Source organism: Kitasatospora griseola (assembly GCF_014648555.1).
GTDB classification, from domain to species: Bacteria; Actinomycetota; Actinomycetes; order Streptomycetales; family Streptomycetaceae; genus Kitasatospora; species Kitasatospora griseola.
This window is the reverse complement of sequence record NZ_BMRI01000012.1, coordinates 1-16397: the sequence shown is the minus strand read 5'-3', so window position 1 is coordinate 16397 and position 16397 is coordinate 1. Positions and strand designations below refer to the sequence as shown.

At 71.6% G+C, this 16397-nt stretch carries 14 protein-coding genes, 1 rRNA gene and 2 riboswitches; of the genes, 2 read left to right on the top strand and 13 right to left on the bottom strand.

What is annotated here, in order from left to right:
- A partial coding sequence (gcvPA, locus tag IEZ12_RS38530; RefSeq protein WP_229847618.1) for an aminomethyl-transferring glycine dehydrogenase subunit GcvPA occupies positions 1-1616 on the bottom strand: 1616 nt, incomplete at its 3' end.
- Between the two features lie 89 nt (positions 1617-1705).
- A riboswitch (glycine riboswitch) is annotated at positions 1706-1832 on the bottom strand.
- Positions 1833-1834: 2 nt separating this feature from the next.
- A riboswitch (glycine riboswitch) is annotated at positions 1835-1939 on the bottom strand.
- A gap of 187 nt (positions 1940-2126) precedes the next feature.
- Here gcvPA and IEZ12_RS17155 point away from each other — a divergent pair.
- Positions 2127-3119 carry a PRC and DUF2382 domain-containing protein gene (locus IEZ12_RS17155; protein WP_189272801.1) on the top strand — a complete coding sequence of 331 codons (993 nt, stop codon included), beginning with the start codon at positions 2127-2129 and terminating at the stop codon, positions 3117-3119.
- A gap of 156 nt (positions 3120-3275) precedes the next feature.
- Positions 3276-4745, top strand: coding sequence for an MFS transporter (locus tag IEZ12_RS17150; RefSeq protein ID WP_189272800.1), 1470 nt, complete (start codon positions 3276-3278; stop codon positions 4743-4745).
- A gap of 182 nt (positions 4746-4927) precedes the next feature.
- On the opposite strand, the gene IEZ12_RS17145 is transcribed toward IEZ12_RS17150, so the two are convergent.
- The 12 genes from IEZ12_RS17145 to rrf form a co-directional block, all read right to left on the bottom strand.
- Positions 4928-6322 (bottom strand): DNA polymerase IV, encoded by a 1395-nt coding sequence (locus IEZ12_RS17145; RefSeq protein ID WP_189272799.1) that lies wholly within the window; start codon positions 6320-6322, stop codon positions 4928-4930.
- A gap of 37 nt (positions 6323-6359) precedes the next feature.
- Complete coding sequence (locus IEZ12_RS17140; RefSeq protein ID WP_189272798.1) at positions 6360-7073, bottom strand: SanA/YdcF family protein; 714 nt, start codon at positions 7071-7073, stop codon at positions 6360-6362.
- A 64-nt stretch (positions 7074-7137) separates the two neighbouring features.
- Positions 7138-7815, bottom strand: a complete 678-nt coding sequence (locus tag IEZ12_RS17135) for a MerR family transcriptional regulator (RefSeq protein ID WP_189272797.1) — start codon at positions 7813-7815, stop codon at positions 7138-7140.
- 337 nt (positions 7816-8152) lie between these two features.
- Positions 8153-8626: a bifunctional nuclease family protein gene (locus IEZ12_RS17130; RefSeq protein ID WP_043908895.1), complete on the bottom strand. Its 474-nt coding sequence runs from the start codon at positions 8624-8626 to the stop codon at positions 8153-8155.
- An 88-nt stretch (positions 8627-8714) separates the two neighbouring features.
- Complete coding sequence (ftsR, locus tag IEZ12_RS17125) at positions 8715-9455, bottom strand: transcriptional regulator FtsR (protein WP_043908897.1); 741 nt, start codon at positions 9453-9455, stop codon at positions 8715-8717.
- 65 nt (positions 9456-9520) lie between these two features.
- Positions 9521-10384, bottom strand: coding sequence for a double zinc ribbon and FHA domain-containing protein (locus tag IEZ12_RS17120; protein WP_083462090.1), 864 nt, complete (start codon positions 10382-10384; stop codon positions 9521-9523).
- Between the two features lie 181 nt (positions 10385-10565).
- Positions 10566-11543, bottom strand: a complete 978-nt coding sequence (locus IEZ12_RS17115) for a DUF881 domain-containing protein (RefSeq protein ID WP_189272796.1) — start codon at positions 11541-11543, stop codon at positions 10566-10568.
- Positions 11506-11838, bottom strand: coding sequence for a small basic family protein (locus IEZ12_RS17110; RefSeq protein ID WP_043908904.1), 333 nt, complete (start codon positions 11836-11838; stop codon positions 11506-11508). Before IEZ12_RS17110 ends, IEZ12_RS17115 begins: the two co-directional genes overlap by 38 nt.
- Positions 11835-12869 carry a DUF881 domain-containing protein gene (locus IEZ12_RS17105; RefSeq protein ID WP_189272795.1) on the bottom strand — a complete coding sequence of 345 codons (1035 nt, stop codon included), beginning with the start codon at positions 12867-12869 and terminating at the stop codon, positions 11835-11837. Before IEZ12_RS17105 ends, IEZ12_RS17110 begins: the two co-directional genes overlap by 4 nt.
- A 125-nt stretch (positions 12870-12994) precedes the next feature.
- Positions 12995-15490: a mannose-1-phosphate guanyltransferase gene (locus IEZ12_RS17100; RefSeq protein ID WP_189272794.1), complete on the bottom strand. Its 2496-nt coding sequence runs from the start codon at positions 15488-15490 to the stop codon at positions 12995-12997.
- A 125-nt stretch (positions 15491-15615) separates the two neighbouring features.
- Entirely contained in the window at positions 15616-16227 is a 612-nt protein-coding gene (gene clsA / locus IEZ12_RS17095; RefSeq protein WP_189272793.1) for a cardiolipin synthase ClsA, read from the bottom strand.
- A 101-nt stretch (positions 16228-16328) separates the two neighbouring features.
- A 5S ribosomal RNA gene (gene rrf, locus IEZ12_RS40805) occupies positions 16329-16397 on the bottom strand; the annotation flags it as partial.

Below are 16397 nucleotides of genomic sequence, written 5' to 3'. Positions count from 1 at the left end.
TCGGCCTGGTCGACCGGCGCGAACGGGTGCAGCTGCCCGAACTCGGGCCAGGTGATCGGCTCCATCTCGGTGGTCGCGTTGAGCTTCATGGTGCAGGAGCCCAGCGGGATCATGCCGCGGTCGAGCGCGTAGTCCCGGTCCGACAGGCGGCGCAGGTAGCGCAGCATGGCGGTCTCGGAGCGGTGGCTGTGGAACACCGGGTGGGTGAGGTACTCGTCCTCGCGCAGCAGCGCGGCGGGCAGCGCGTCGGCGTCCTCGGCGATCTCCGCGGAGATCCCGAACGCGGCGAACACGGCCGCCAGGTGCTCACGGGTGGTGGTCTCGTCGCACGAGACCGACACCTGGTCGGCGTCCACCCGGTGCACGTTCACGCCACCGGCCAGGGCGGCGGCCACGACCTCGTCGGCGCGGCCCGGCACCACGGCGGTGACGGTGTCGAAGAACGCGTCGTGGGCGAGCTCGACGCCGCCCGCGCGCAGGCCGGCGGCGAGCGCGGCGGCGTAGCGGTGGGTGCGGCGGGCGATGTCGGCGAGGCCGTCGGGGCCGTGGTAGACGGCGTACATGGAGGCCATCACGGCGAGCAGCACCTGCGCGGTGCAGATGTTGGAGGTGGCCTTCTCGCGGCGGATGTGCTGCTCGCGGGTCTGCAGGGCGAGCCGGTAGGCGCGGTTGCCGTCGGCGTCGACGGAGACGCCGACCAGGCGGCCGGGCAGGTTGCGGGCGTACTCGGCGCGGACGGCGAGGTAGCCGGCGTGCGGGCCGCCGAAGCCCATCGGGACGCCGAAGCGCTGCGAGGTGCCGCAGGCGATGTCGGCGCCGAGCTCGCCGGGCGAGCGCAGCAGGGTGAGGGCGAGCAGGTCGGCGGCGACGGCGACGATCGCGCCGAGCTGGTGGGCCTGCTCGATGACGGGCTTGATCTCCCGGACCGCGCCGGACGCGCCCGGGTACTGGATCAGCACGCCGAAGACGCCGCGCTCGGCGATCTCGGCGGGGATGCCGTTCGACAGGTCGGCGGTGACGACCTCGACGCCGGTCGGCTCGGCGCGGGTCTGGATCACGGCGAGGGTCTGCGGCAGGGTGTCGGCGTCGACCAGGAAGACGCCGCCCTTGACCTTGGTGACGCGCCGGGCCAGGGCCATCGCCTCGGCGGCGGCGGTGCCTTCGTCGAGCAGCGAGGAGCCGGAGGTGGCCAGGCCGGTCAGGTCGGCGACCATGGTCTGGAAGTTGAGCAGGGCTTCCAGGCGGCCCTGCGAGATCTCCGGCTGGTACGGGGTGTACGCGGTGTACCAGGCGGGGTTCTCAAGGACGTTGCGCAGGATGACCGGCGGGGTGAAGGTGCCGTAGTAGCCGAGGCCGATCATCGAGGTGAGGACCTGGTTGCGGCCGGCGAGCTCGCGCAGCTCGGCGAGCACCTGGGCCTCGCTGCGGCCGGCGGGCAGGCCGAGCGCGGTGAGGCTGCGGATGGCGTCGGGCACGGCCGCGTCGGACAGTTCGTCCAGCGAGGTGTAGCCGACCTGGGCCAGCATCTTCTGCTGGGCGTCGCTGTCGGGGCCGATGTGGCGGTGCTCGAAGGGGCTGGCCTGCTCAAGCTCGGTGAGCGTCGGCTGGGCGTTCATGGGGGTCGGGCCTCCTGGTCGCGGACCGGCGGTGGTACGCACGCCGGCCGGCCGCTGTGGGAGCGTCGGGGCGCACGAACCCGTCAGCCTCCCCCTCTGTCATCGGTACCTGAGAGCTTCGCGCGCCCGGGTGGTGCCCCGGTCGGCTTGCACCGTCGGCGAGGGCAGCGTCCGATGGCTTCGGTGCCGACGGTCCTGCCCTGCTTTCCAGAGTGACCTGGTCCCACTCGGTACGGATGCCTGAGAGATTCCGGGGAGGGGTTGCTCCTTCGGCGTCCCGCAACCCCCTTGATCAGGGGCCGGGACTCTCCCGAGCGGGCTCGGCGGTCGCCGCCCAGGGTACCAGCGCCGACCTGGTCGATCACCGTGACGGCCCTGCGATCGACCCCGGACGGCGGCACCCGGGACGACACCGTCCGTTACGTGGCTTTTGGTGTGGAATAGCGGCCCGGCACGCTCCTCCGGCCGCTCCCCCGACGGGTCCCCCAGGAGCAGCGGCGGGAGGACAGCGTGCAGACCGATATCGATCCGCGCGATCTGATCGGACACAAGGCGGTCGACCGGAACGGTGACAAGATCGGCACGGTCGACGAGGTCTACCTGGACGACGCCACCGGCGAACCGGAGTGGGCGGCCGTCCGGACCGGGATCTTCGGCCGGGACGCCTTCGTCCCGCTGGCCACCAGCGAGTTCTCCGGCGACGAGCTGCACGTCCCGTACGACAAGTCGCTGATCAAGGAGTCCCCGGACTTCGGCGTGGGCCAGCACCTCTCCCCGGAGCAGGAGCTGGAGCTGTACCGCTACTACGGACTGAACACCTCGGGCGACGAGGAGCCGTCCGTCCGGTTCATCGCCGAGCCCGCCCCGGAGCCGGCCCCGAAGGTGCACTCGGAGCAGGTGGCCGACCGCGACTTCGGCGAGGTCGCCTCCTCCCCCGGCCCGGTCCAGGGCCCGGCCCCCGCGCCCCTGGGCTTCACTCGGCCCGACCCGATCCCCGAACGGCCCGCGGCCCGGCCCGTCGAGCCGCCCGCCGCCCGGGCGGACCGGCAGAAGGCGCTGGAGATCACCTGCCGCGAGGAGCGCCTGGACATCACCACCCAGTGGCACAACACCGGCACCACCCGGCTGCGCAAGTACGTGACCACCGAGGTGGTGGAGCGGCGGGTGCCGGTGGTGCGGGAACGGGTGCGGGTGGAGCGGATCCCGGTGTCGGACGCGGAGCGGGAGGCGCTGAGCGACCAGGAGATCGCCGAGGCGATGGAGGAGGTGACGCTGCGCGAGGAGCGTCCGGTGGTCCGCAAGTACCTGGTCCCGGTGGAGCGGGTGCGGCTGGTGGTGGAGCGGTACACCGAGGAGCAGGTGATCCGCGAGGAGCTGCGCCGCGAGCAGGTGCAGGTGCACGGCGCGACCGACGGCGCGGACGTCATCGCGGACGGCGCGGCCGCGCAGCAGCAGCCGCCGTGGAACGCGCAGCCGTCGTCCCCGGCGACCTCTCCGGTCTGACGGTTCGCCAACTCCCGGCCCCGGTCCGCCTCGGCGGGCCGGGGCTTCGACTTTGCCAAAGCTTCACCATTAGATATTTGACAGATTGAAGCATCTCCCTGGATCGTTACTTCAGTTCCTGCACTATCGCCGTATGAAGCAACCGGAGGATTTCCCGTGAGTGAGGCACCACAGCCCACCGCCGCGGCCGCCAAGCCCACCAGCGCCAGGGTCCTGCCCGCGCTGATCCTCGCCATGCTGGCCTACAGCGTGGTCCAGACCGCGGTCGTCCCGATCCTTCCGAGCCTGGCCGCCGAGCTGAAGGTGTCGGGCTCCGACATCACCTGGCTGATGACGGCCAACCTGCTCTCCGCGGCGGTCCTCACCCCGCTGCTGGGCCGCTTCGGCGACCTGCGCGGCCGCAAGCCCGTGCTGCTGATCTCGCTGGCCGGCCTGGTGCTCGGCTCCGGCCTCGCGGTCTGCACCCACTCCTTCGGCCTGCTGGTCGTCGCCCGGGTGCTCCAGGGCGCGGGCGGCGGCGTGCTGCCGCTGGCGATCGCCATCGTCCGTGACGAACTGCCGAAGCAGAAGGTCACCGCCGGCGTCGCCGCCATCTCCGCCTCGATGGGCGTCGGCTCCGGCCTCGGCCTGGTCGCCACCGGCCTGCTGCTGGAGCACTGGGACTACAAGTCGATCTTCTGGATGGGCCTGGTCTTCGGTCTGGCCGCCGTCGCGCTGGTGGTCCTGCGGGTGCCCAGCGACCCGGTCGTCGACAAGAACGGCGGCGCCGACCCGCTCGGCGCGCTCACCCTGGCCGGCTGGCTGTCCGCCCTGCTGATCGCCGTCAGCCGCGGCAACGAATGGGGCTGGGGCTCCACCCGCACCCTCGGCCTGTTCGCCGTCGCCGCCGTCGTCGCCCTCATCTGGCTGCTGGTCGAGTCCAAGGTCGCCCACCCGCTGGTCGACCTGAAGATGATGGCCCGCCCCGCCGTCGCCTTCACCAACGTCTCCGGCCTGCTCATCGGCTTCGGCATGTACGGCTCGTTCATGGTGATCAGCAACTTCGCGCAGACCCCGGAGAAGCTCACCCACTACGGCTTCACCGCCACCGTCCTGCACGCCGGCATCATGCTGCTGCCCTCCGCGATCGGCTCCATGGTCGCCGCCCCCGTCGGCGCCCTGCTCATCGCCCGCCGCGGCCCCCGCCTCCCGCTGGTCCTCGGCGGCCTGCTCGGCGCCGTCGCCATGGCCTACCTGGCCCTGCGCCACAGCGCCGAGTTCGACATCTACTTCTCCTCCGCCGTCTTCGGCCTCGGCGTCGGCCTGGCCTACGCCGCCATGCCCGCCTACATCAACGGCGCCGTCCCCGCCGAGCAGTCCGGCATCGCCAACGGCATGAACGCCGTCCTGCGCACCGTCGGCGGCGCCATCGGCACCGCCGTGATGGCCGCGATCCTCACCGGCGACACCCTCAAGCTCCCCATCCCGGTGCACCTCCCCACCCTGAACGCGTACCAGAACGCGTTCTGGGTCGCCGGAGCCATGTGCCTGGTCGCCGCAGTCGTCCCCTTCGCCATCCGCCGCACCATCCCCGCCACCACCCCCGCCGAGCAGCCCACCCCGGCCCTCGCCAAGACCGACGCCTGACGGCGTCCCCTCGCGTACTGGACACACGCGAGTCACCACGGACACCCCCCGCCACGGGCATCGGCGGGGGGTGTCCGTCATTTCCAGGCGAGCGGGTACGAAACCGGGGGCGCGAGGAACTGCGCGCCCAGCCCCCCACCGCCACCCCGCCCCCGCCCCCGAAGCCGCCCGGAGCAGGCGGCTCACCCCTCACCCGCCGGAGGCCTGAGCGGGAGCGCCCCCGAAGCCGCCAGTTCCTCGTCGTCCACCGCGAACGTCCGCACCCGCCCCGGCCGTTCCGAGTACGGCGTCTCGAACCGCACCGTCACCCGGCCGACCCCGCTCCCCTGCACCCACCCCGGCCCGAACTCACGATGCGTCACGTCCTGCCCCGGCCACCACCGCCGAACAGCAGGCTCCCCGGGAACCGCCTCCGCCTCCTCGGTCCCGTCCTCCCCCTCCCCTTCTCCTTCTCCGTCCGCCTCCCCCTTCTCCTCCCGCTCCAGCTGCGCGAACAGGTCCTCCTGCGTGTAGTCCGCGAGCTGCGTGACCCCCACCCCCAGCAGCCGAACCCCGCCCGTGGTGTCCACCTGCATCGCCAGCCGCCGCGCCGTCGCGGCGATCACCTCGGGCTCGTCCGTCGGCCCGCCCAGCGTCTCCGACCGGGTCAGCGTCGAGAAGTCGAACCGCCGGACCTTCAGCACCACCGTCCGCCCGGAGCGCCCGGCCGCGCGCAGCCGTCGTACGCACCGCGCCGCCAGGTGGTCGATCTCGCGCAGGATGCGGTCCCGGTCGGCGAGGTCGACCTCGAAGGTGTCCTCCACCGAGACCGACTTGGCGTCCCGGTCCGGCACCACCGGCCGCTCGTCCCACCCGATCGCCATCTGGAAGACGCCCGCGCCGTGCGCCTTCCCCAGCAGTCCGACCAGTTCCTCGAACCCGGCCTCCGCCAGGTCCGCGACGCTCGTCAGCCCGGCCCGGCGCAGCGCCTGCTCGGTGGCCGGCCCGATGCCGGGCAGCGCGCGCACCGGCATCGGGGCGAGCACGGACTTCTCGGAGCCGGGTTCGATCAGCACCAGCCCGTCGGGTTTGGCCTGCTCGGAGGCGATCTTCGCCATCAGCTTGGACGCGGCGGCGCCGACCGAGGCGGTCAGCCCGGTGCGCTCCACGATGTCCGCCCGCAGGTCCTCGGCGAGCGCCAGCACCAGCTGCGCACCCTCGGCGGGCGTCGCGGCGGCCAGCGCCGGCCCGTACGGCCCGGCTTCCAGGTCGACGAACGCCTCGTCCAGGCTGAGCGGTTCGACCAGCGGGGACCGCTCCCGCAGCAGGCTCATGACGATCTCGCTGTTGGCCCGGTACGCCTCGAACCGGCCGGTCAGGAACGCCGCGTTCGGGCAGAGCCGCCGGGCCTGCGCCATCGGCATCGCCGAGTGCACGCCGAACCTCCGGGCCTCGTAGGAGGCGGTGGAGACCACGCCGCGCCCGCCGAGGCCGCCGACGATGACGGGCTTCCCGCGCAGGCTCGGTTTGGACGCCTGCTCCACCGCCGCGAAGAAGGCGTCCATGTCGAGATGGATGATGCTCGGCACGGATCGCACTGCTCGATCATCCCGCGCACCACCGACAATCCCGGCCCTAGCCTCGCGCCGCGTCCGCCAGCGCCTTCGCCACCCCGTCCTCGTGCCGGCCGAGGAACGTCGGGTCGGGTCGCACCACCACGTTCAGGAAGGCTTTCGCCGCGCTGCCGATCTCCCGCACCTCGCCGTAGTGCCAGGTGGTGTCGTGCCACTCCTCCACGCCGACGCCGGACGCGTCGATCCCGGCCGCCCGGCACAGCGCCAACGCCCGGCGCACGTGGAAGGTCTGACTGATCAGCACGGCCCTGTCGACGCCGAACACGCGGTGCGCGCGGGTGCAGGAGTCCCAGGTGTCGAAGCCCGCGTAGTCGCCGACCACCCGCACCCCGGGCACCCCGCGTTCGATCAGGTACGCCCGCATCGCGTCGGTCTCGTCGTACTCACGGGTGCCGTTGTCGCCGGTCACCAGGATCGCCTGCACCTTGTGCGCCCGGTACAGCTCCAGCGCGGCGTCCAGCCGGTGCGCCAGGTATGGGGAGGGTCTGCCGTCCATCAGGCCGGCGCCGAACACCACCGCGACCGGCGCGGCCGGCACGCTCTGCACGGTGCCGATCTTGTGGGCCTGGGTCACGAACAGCCAGGCGTCGGGGGTCACTCCCAGGGCCGCGCACACCGCCAGCGCCTGGAACCAGCGGCGCTGCCCGCGTCTGCTGCCCCAGCCGGGCGGCCGCCGCGTCAGCAGCCACCGCCAGCGCCGCCCGAGCCCCTGCATGATCGTCCACACAGGGGAGTTGACGATCCGCCCGCCCGACCGGTTCCCGCCGGTCGGCGGGCGGTCAGACCGCGCGGTTGCGGCGTTGCGCCAGCTCGTCCCCCGGGTCGTGGCCGACCAACGTCTCGCCGGTGTCGGTGCGCTCGCCGTGCAGCCGGCCGAGCGTGGCCTCCAACTCCTGCCAGACCGCGCCGACCGCGATGCCGAACACGCCCTGGCCGCCGTTGAGCAGGTCGACGACCTGCTGCGGAGAGGTGCACTCGTAGACGGTCGCGCCGTCGCACATCAGGGTCAGCCCCGTCAGGCCGGCCTGGTCGGCGGACTGCAGGTGGGTGACGGCCACCCGGATGTTCTGCAGCGACACGCCTGCGTCCAGCAGCCGCCTGACGATCTTCAGCAGGAGGATGTCCCGGAAGCTGTACAGCCGCTGCGCACCGGCCGGGTGCCCGGAGCGCACCGAGGGCTCCAGCAGGCCGGTGCGGGCCCAGTAGTCGAGCTGCCGGTAGGTGATGCCGGCGGCCGCGCAGGCCGTCGGGCCGCGGTAGCCGACCAGTGCGGAGGTGGGGGTGAGCCGTTCGATCGCGGGCTGCCCGGGCTGGACGGCCGGGAACCGGCCGACTCGGGGCAGCTCGTCACCGTCCGGTTCGGGCCGCCAGGGCCGCCCGATCGGACCGCGGCCGGCGCGCGGCACGTGCACCGCGCACAGGGCTCCGGAACGCGTCTCGTCGCCGGTGCCGCTCATCGCCAACCTCCGTCCATTCCGCCTCAAGGCCCCCATGGCCCCGCACGGACCCGGCGGGCCCAGGCTGCGGGCGGCCCGTCCGGCGGGCCATCACCTGACGGTAGGCAGTCGCCCGAGCACCGTCAACGATCGCCACGCCGGGGCCTCGCACAAACTTCACCCCATCGAGTGGTTATTCGTGCCCCAAGTGCGGGTAGCGGAATGGATTTCTACCACAGCCGAGTTGCGGCCCACGGCCTGCCCCGCTAGCAGAGCGTCCGCCACCGGTCACCGGTGGTCGCCCGGGACGGGGACAGGACGGGTGCGGGCAGCGACAGGCCGGGACGACAACGGCCGACTACTGCGGGCCACCGCCGAAGTCCTCCGGCGAGACCTGGTCCAGGAACTCCCGGAACTTCTCGACCTCGTCCTCCTGCTCGTCCGGGATCGAGATGCCGGCCTCCGCCAGCACCTCCTCGCTCCCGAAGATCGGCGTGCCGGTGCGCAGCGCCAGCGCTATCGCGTCCGAGGGGCGCGCACTGACCTCGGCGCCGCCCGAGAACACCAGGTCGGCGTAGAACACACCGTCCCGCAGGTCGTTGATCCGCACCTCGGTCAGCTGCTGGCCGAGCGCCTCCAGCACGTCCTTGAACAGGTCGTGCGTCAGCGGCCGCACCGGAGTCATGCCCTGCTGGGCGAAAGCGATCGCGGTGGCTTCCCCCGGCCCGATCCAGATCGGCAGGTAGCGGTCACCGCCGACCTCCCGCAGCAGCACGATCGGCTGGTTGGAGGGCATCTCCACCCGGACACCCACGACGTCGAGCTCATTCACACCAGCAACCCTATGGCGCGCGCCCCCGATAGGAAAGCGCAGCAGGCAGCGGCCGCCGCGATCCGGACGCCGATCGCGGGCCGCCGGCTCAGGACAGCGCCCGCAGCCCCGCCTGGACCATCGCCGCGTGCAACCGCACCGACAGCGTCGCCAGCTCCCGGGCCGTCGCCTCCGCGTGCGCCCGGGTCTGCGGATTGCGGTGCCGGCGCAGCGGCGCCACCACCTGCTCCACCAGCGACACCTCGCGGTCCGCGGCCGCCTTCACCGCCCGCAGGTGCCGCGGCTCCAGACCGAACCGGCCCAGCTCCGCCACCAGCCGCGCGATCTGCAGGGCCTCGCCGTCGTACCCGCCGTCCGGCCCGGGCTGCACCAGCCCGTACGCCTCCCACTCGACGAGTTCGCGTTCCTGCGCCTCCGCCGCCGCGATCAGCTCGGCCCGGCCGAGGCGCACCCCGCCCGTCGCCGACGACCCCGCCAGCTCCCGGTCCGCCTCCTCCAGCGGCCCCGGGCGCGCCTCCGCACCCGGCAGCGCCGGCGGCTGCTCGCCGCGCTCGATCGCGTCCAGGTGCTCGCGGATCACCCGCAACGGCAGATAGTGGTCGCGCTGCATCCGCAGCACGTACGCCAGCCGCTCCACGTCCGCCGCCGAGAACTTCCGGTAGCCGGACGGGGTGCGCTGCGGCTCGACCAGGCCCTCCGCCTCCAGGAAGCGGATCTTCGAGATCGTCACCTCCGGGAAGTCGTCCCGCAGGAAGGCCAGCACCGCGCCGATGGACAGCAGTTCGTCACCCCGCCGGCGCGCCTCGCCCGCGCGGCGCGAAGCCGGCACGGGCGAGGACCCGAGGGACGGGGTCGGAGTCTGTGGGGTCACTCGGGCTCCAAACGGAGAAGTGGTCAGTACCCCCGGTGGTGACTGGCGAAGAACACCAGCCGGTACTTACCGATCTGCACCTCGTCGCCGTTGCTCAGCAGCACCTCGTCGATCCGCTCCCGGTTCACGTAGGTGCCGTTCAGGCTGCCCACGTCCGCGACCGAGAAGCCGCCGTCGGGCTGCCGACGGAACTCCACGTGCCGACGCGACACCGTCACGTCGTCCAGGAAGATGTCACCCTGCGGGTGCCGACCCGCCGTGGTCACGTCCGAGTCCAGCAGGAACCGGCTGCCCGAGTTCGGGCCGCGCTGCACGATCAGCAGCGCCGAGCCCGGCGGCAGCGCGTCGATCGCCGCCATCACCTCGGCCGACAGGGTCGGCGTGGCGCCCGTCGACGTCGCGGTCGGGTCGTACGACTCGATGCCGGAGATCGAAATGGTCGACGTGGTCTCCGCCGCGCCCTCCGGGAAACCGCCGCCACGCAGCTGAGTGCCGCAGTTCGAGCAGAACCGGGCCTGCGCCGGGTTCTGGTTCCCGCACCGCGGGCACGGGCTGGTGCCAGCCATGTTCACAGCCTCCTGGCGCGGCACACCCGACTGGGGGTGCCCGGCGTAGGTGTCCGGGGCAAACCCTCCACCGGAGGTTGAGGGTCCTGACGGGAAACCTATGCGCGGGTTGCCAGCGGAATCAACCGACGCGCCGTAACCCGCGTCGAACTGCCCGGTCGGCACGCCGGCCCCCTGGGTCACGTCCTCCCGGTACAGCGGACGCTGCCCGTCCGCCGACGAACGCATCGGCGGCACCCCGGCGTCGTCCTGCCGGTACTGGGCGGTCGGCGCCTCCGCCGCCTTCTTGTTACGGCCGAAAAGCTTCGAGAAAAAACTCACGGGCGAATCCCCTTGCGTGTGACAGAACCGCCCGCGGGGCAGGGTTCAGGGCTCGGTGTGGCGGTAAGCCCGGCATCCGGCCGGAAACTGACGATCGACAAGACCCAGTGTCGCCGACGCCCTGCGGGCACCCACCACCGGGGGCGACCCGCAGCTGACGAACCGTACGGAGCGCGCCCCGTCACTTCGCCGCCGGCTTGCCGTACTGCAACGGCCGCGGGGTGGCCAACGCGTCCACCACCACCTTCTGCTGCTGGACGATGGTCGCCCGCGCCTGCTGCTTCTCCAAGCTGCGCACCACACCACCGGGAATGTTCAGCGCCGGAGTCAGATCCTGCGGGTTGCCCACCACGGTGAAACGGAACGGCTGCGACACGCTCTTCCCGTCGATCCGCACACCGCCGCCCGACGCGTTGTCGGTGAAATACGTCCCGGCCACCACGCGCACGTCGTTGATCTGAATCGCCTCCGCCCCCGCCGCTCGGAGTTCCTGCAGGGTGTCCAGCAGCATATCCGCCTTCACCTGCCCTTGGGGATCATCGATCGTCAGCACGATCCCCGGACCGGCCGCCTTCTCCGTCCCCGCCAGCACGCCCAGCTCGGCCGCCTTCTTCCTGGTCTGCTCCTGCGCCTCCTTGGCCTGGTTGGACGAGTTCTCCAACTGCGCCAGGTTCTGCTCCAGCTGCGTCTTCTCGAACTGGAGACGCTGCTGGCGGCCGTCCAGTTCGTCCAGGATCCGCACCAGGTCCTCCTGCCGCGCGCCGCGCAACTGGCTGTGGTCGTTCGTCGACCGCACCTGGATCGCCAGCGCCAGCCCCAGCGCGAACAGCAGCAGCGCCACCACCAGTTGACCGCGGGACACCCTCGGCGGCCACAGCGCCGCCTTCAGCCGCTCACGCCCGTCCGACGGCAACGCCACCGGTATCGGGGCACTCTGACGGTCCGTCACCGGCTCCTCGACCGCCGGCGCGGGCTCCACCGCCGGCTCGACGGCCTCCGACTCCGGCACGACCGCGGGCTCGACGGCCTCCGGCTGCTCCGGCGCCCTCGGCTCCTCGGCCTCCGCCTCGCCCGGCCGCTCCGGCTCCTGCGACTTCTTCTCCTCGCTCACAACCGATCCCCTAAGCCCTGAACACGTGCCGACGGATCGCCGCCGCATTCGAGAAGATCCGGATGCCCAGCACCACCACCACGCCGGTGGACAGCTGCGAACCCACGCCCAACTGGTCACCCAGGAACACGATCAGCGCCGCCACCACCACGTTCGAAAGGAACGACACCACGAAGACCTTGTCGTCGAAGATCCCGTCCAGCATCGCCCGCACGCCGCCGAACACCGCGTCCAGCGCCGCCACCACCGCGATCGGCAGATACGGCACCACCGCGTTCGGCACCTCCGGCTGCACGAACACGCCGACGACCACGCCGATCACGAGACCCAGTACGGCAATCACGGTGTAGCTGCTCCTGTTCCGGAGGGAGTGGACTTCACGGTCGAACGCGGGGACTTCGACGCCCCCGACGACGGGGACGGCGACTTCGCGGCCTGCGACGACGGCGGCGCGGGCGGCTGCGACGGCCCGGGCGAAGGCTCCGGCGACGGCGTCCCGGCCACCCGCAGCGTCACGCCCAGCGCGGCCGGCAGCGTCAACGACTTCTGCGCGGACACCGTCGACCGGATCCCGTAGCTGTCCTGGACGACCTTCAGGTAGTGGCCGCCCTCGTTGTCCTGGAACGCCTGTGCCAGCCGCGGCCCGTCCCCGATCGCCAGCAGCGTGTACGGCGGCACCAGCGGCCGGTTGTCCACCAGGATCGCGTCACCGGCGGCCCGGATCGCCGACAGCGCCGTCAGCCGCTGCCCGTTCACGGACACCGCCTCCGCGCCCGCCAGCCACAGGCCGTTCACCGCGTACTGCAGGTCGTGGTCCTGGACCCGGCCCTTGTTGGCGAAGCCCTCCGCGTTCCGCGGGTCGCTCACATTGCCGCCGGAGCCGACGCCGGACGCCTCCTCGATCACCAGCTTGATCCCCGGCCCGGTGATCGCCCCGGTCCCGGCCTGCGCCGCCAGTTGCGCCACCCCGCCGTCGTCCCCCGACTGCAGGGCCTGCGCCTGCGCGTCCGCGACCCTGTCACGGTCCTTCTCGACCTGCCGCTGCAACGCGTCCGCCGCCTTGTTGGCGTCGTTCACCCGGCTCACCAGGGCGTCCCGCTCCTGCGCCAGGACCGGCGCCGCCTCCTGGGTGTTCACCGCCCCGACCGTCACCACCGTCGCCGCCAGCGCCAGCCCCAGGGCCAGCACCAGCCGCCCCTTCGCCGTCGCCGGCAGCCGCGACCGGCCCTCCGCCCCGCGCGCCCGGGCCGCCTCCGCGTACCCGTCGTCCAGCGAATGGTCCATCACCGTGGTCAGCAGGGACATCGAGGCGTCCGGACGGCGGAACCGCCCGTTCGGGTCACTCGGCGTCGGCGTTGCTGGCATGCGCCACATCGTTTCACGACCGTACAGCGGCCCACGACCAGCCCCCGGGCCCGCAGGACCCTTTCGGCACACGATCGTGACAAACGACCGGAGGGGACGGACCCGCAGGCCCGCCCCCACCTAACGTCTCCGCATTACCTCCCGGCGCCGTCCACAACCGCGGCCCACTCGTCCAGCAGCCGCTCCGTCGCCTCGTCGTCCGGGCCCTCCGCCCACAGGTGCGTCACGGCCTCCGCCGGGTCCGGCAGGACCAGCGTCCACCGGCCGTCCGCCTCGACCACTCGCACCCCGTCCGTGGTGTCCAGCTTGCGGTTGCCCGCCGCCTCCACCACCGAACGCATCACCATGCCCTTGGCGGCCCACGGCGTCGCGATGTCCCGCTTCTGGATGTGCGCCTGCGGGATCCGCGCGTCGATCTGGCTCAACGTCAGCTGCGTGCGCGCCACCAGGCCCACCAGCCGCACGAACGCCGCCGCGCCGTCCAGCACCCCGGAGAACTCCGGCACCACGAAACCGCCGCGCCCGTCGCCGCCGAAGATCGTGCCGTCCGCCGCCGCGGCCTTCGCCAGGTCGTCCGGCGAGGTCGTCGTCCAGATCACCTGGGTGCCGTGGTACGCCGCCACCTGCTCGGCGATCCGCGTCGTCGTCACCGGCAGCGCCACCTGCCCGGCCCGCCGCTCCGCCGCCACCAGGTCCAGCAGCACCAGCAGCGCCCGGTCGTCCTCGATCACCCGGCCGAGCTCGTCCACGAAGGACACCCGCTCACCGACCGGGTCGAACCGCACCCCGAACGCGGCCCGCGAGGACGCCACCAGCTCGCCCAGCCTGGCCAGCGCCGCCCGCCGCTCGTCCGCGCCCTCCGTCGGCCGCGCCTCGTCCAGGCCGCCGGCCACCGTCAGGGTCTCCACCCCGAGCCGGCCCAGGATGCTCGGCAGCACCAGCCCCGCACTGCCGTGCGCGGCGTCCACCACCACCTTCAGCCCGGCCTCCCGCACCCCGGTGGTGTCCACCTCCCGCAGCAGGTTCGTCGCGTACGAGTCGAACACGCTCGCCGGGTGCAGTAGGTCGCCGATCTCGCCCGGGAACGCCCGTCGGAACTCCTGCCGCGCGTACACCCGGTCCAGCTTCCGCTGCCCGGCCTGCGACAGGTCCGCGCCGCGCTCGTCGAAGAACAGAATGTCCAGCGAGTCCGGCACCCCCGGCGTGGTCCGCAGGAAGATCCCGCCCGCGCTCCCCCGCGCCGTCGCCTGCCGGGCCACCGGCATCGGCACGTTCTCCAAGTCCCGGACGTCGATCGCACTGGTCTGCAGCGCCGAGATCATCGCCCGCTTCAACGCCCGCGCACCCCGCGAGTGGTCTCGCGCGATGGTGACGGTGGCGCCCTTCTTCAGCGTCGTGGCGTACGCCCCCGCCAGCCGCACCGCCAGCTCCGGCGTGATCTCCACGTTCAGGATGCCCGACACGCCGCGCACCCCGAACAGGTGCTCCTGGCCGCGGGACTCCCAGATCACCGAGGTGTTGACGAACGCGCCGGCCTCGATCGTCTTGAACGGGTAGACCCGGACGTTGCCCGCGATGATCGACTCCTCGCCGATCAGGCACTCGTCACCGATCACCGCCCCCTCGTCGATCCGCGCCGCCTGCATCACGTCGGTGTTCTTCCCGACCACGCACCCGCGCAGATTCGACTGCGGCCCCACATACACGTTGTCGTGCACCACCGCCTTGTGCAGGAACGCCCCGCGCTTCACGACCACGTTCGAGCCCAGCACGGTGTGCTCACGCAGTTCCACGCCGGCCTCGACCTTGGCGTAGTCACCGATGTACAGCGGCCCGCGCAGCACCGCCTCCGGGTCCACCTCGGCGCCCTCGGCCACCCACACGCCCGGCGAGATCTCGAACCCGTCGAGCTCGACCTGGACCTTCCCCTCCAGCACGTCCGCCTGGGCCTTCAGGTAGCTCTCGTGGGTGCCCACGTCCTCCCAGTAGCCCTCGGCGACATAGCCGAACACCGGCTTGCCCTCCTTGAGCAACTGCGGGAACACGTCGCTCGACCAGTCGACCGACTCCCCCGCGGCCACGTAGTCGAAGACCTCCGGCTCCATCACGTAGATACCGGTGTTCACGGTGTCCGAGAACACCTGCCCCCAGGTCGGCTTCTCCAGGAAGCGCTCGACCTTGCCCTCGTCGTCCGTGATGGTGATACCGAATTCCAACGGATTCGGCACCCGGGTCAGGCACACCGTCACCAGTGCGCCCTTCTCCCGGTGAAAGTCAATCAACCGGGAAAGATCGAAGTCGGTCAGCGCGTCACCGGAGATCACCAGAAACGAATCGTCCCGCAGCGCGTCCTCGGCGTTCTTGACGCTGCCGGCCGTTCCCAGCGGTGTTTCCTCGTTGGCATAGGTGAGGTGCATCCCCAGTTCCTCACCGTCGCCGAAGTAGTTCTTCACCAGCGACGCCAGGAACTGCACAGTCACCACGGTGTCAGTGAGGCCGTGCCGCTTCAGCAACCGCAGCACGTGCTCCATGATCGGCCGATTGGCGACCGGCAACAGCGGCTTGGGCATGCTGGAAGTCATCGGGCGGAGTCGAGTGCCCTCCCCGCCCGCCATCACAACGGCTTTCATTACGGGTGCGTCCTCCTTCGCGGTGGTGAACCCCTGCGGGTCCATCAAACCGGTCCGACGCATGTCTACCCGGAAGAAATGATCCGACTCACCGTGGAGGCCGTGTGAAACGTCTCAGGCTGATCTCAAACGGCAGCCGAACGCTCCGCCTGCAGGATCTGCCGAGCCTGCACGGCATACAAGGCGCCGGCCCACCAGTACAGCGTCGTCCCCCACCAGATGAACGCCCAACTCACGACCTTCGCAACCTGGTGCACCCACCCGTCGCCGACCCCCAGCAGCAGAAGCGGAAACGCGTACATCAGATTGAACGTGGCCGCCTTCCCCAGAAAGCTCACGTTCAACGGCCCGTAACCCGCCCGGTTCAGCCGCAGCAGCACCACCCCGACGAACGCCTCCCGGGCCACCAGCAACGCCGTCAGCCACCACGGCAGAATCTCCCGCCACGTCAGCCCCACCAGCGTCGACACGATGTACAGCCGGTCCGCCGCCGGATCCAGCAACTGCCCCAGCCGGCTTACCTGCCCCCACCGCCGAGCCAGCTTCCCGTCCAGATAGTCGCTGACCCCACTCAGCATCAGGACGACAATCGCCCACCCGTCATTCTTCGGCCCCCCGAAGACCGGCCACAACACCAACCAGAGAAAGATCGGTACGCCCACCAGCCGAGCCATGCTCAGCAGATTGGGGATCGTAAGGACCCGGTCGGTCTGGACGCGCGTCTCCTGGACCTCCACTGTGCGGAGCCTCCTGTGGTACCAACGACAAAGTGTGCGGAATTGACCTTACAACAGAAAAGCCCCCTGACATCCCGTCAGGGGGCTTCTCCAGAAAAATTGTTCGGCGGCGTCCTACTCTCCCACAGGGTCCCCCCTGCAGTACCATCGGCGCTGTGAGGCTTAGCTTC

Bases quoted from the DNA above. Each gene is read 5' to 3' on its own strand.
- IEZ12_RS17140 (WP_189272798.1), bottom strand. From the start codon at position 7,073: ATGCAGGGGCTCGGGCGGCGCTGGCGGTGGCTGCTGACGCGGCGGCCG.
- IEZ12_RS17135 (WP_189272797.1), bottom strand. From the start codon at position 7,815: ATGAGCGGCACCGGCGACGAGACGCGTTCCGGAGCCCTGTGCGCGGTG.
- IEZ12_RS17115 (WP_189272796.1), bottom strand. From the start codon at position 11,543: ATGCGGCGGCGATCCGTCGGCACGTGTTCAGGGCTTAGGGGATCGGTT.
- IEZ12_RS17105 (WP_189272795.1), bottom strand. From the start codon at position 12,869: ATGTGGCGCATGCCAGCAACGCCGACGCCGAGTGACCCGAACGGGCGG.
- IEZ12_RS17100 (WP_189272794.1), bottom strand. From the start codon at position 15,490: ATGAAAGCCGTTGTGATGGCGGGCGGGGAGGGCACTCGACTCCGCCCG.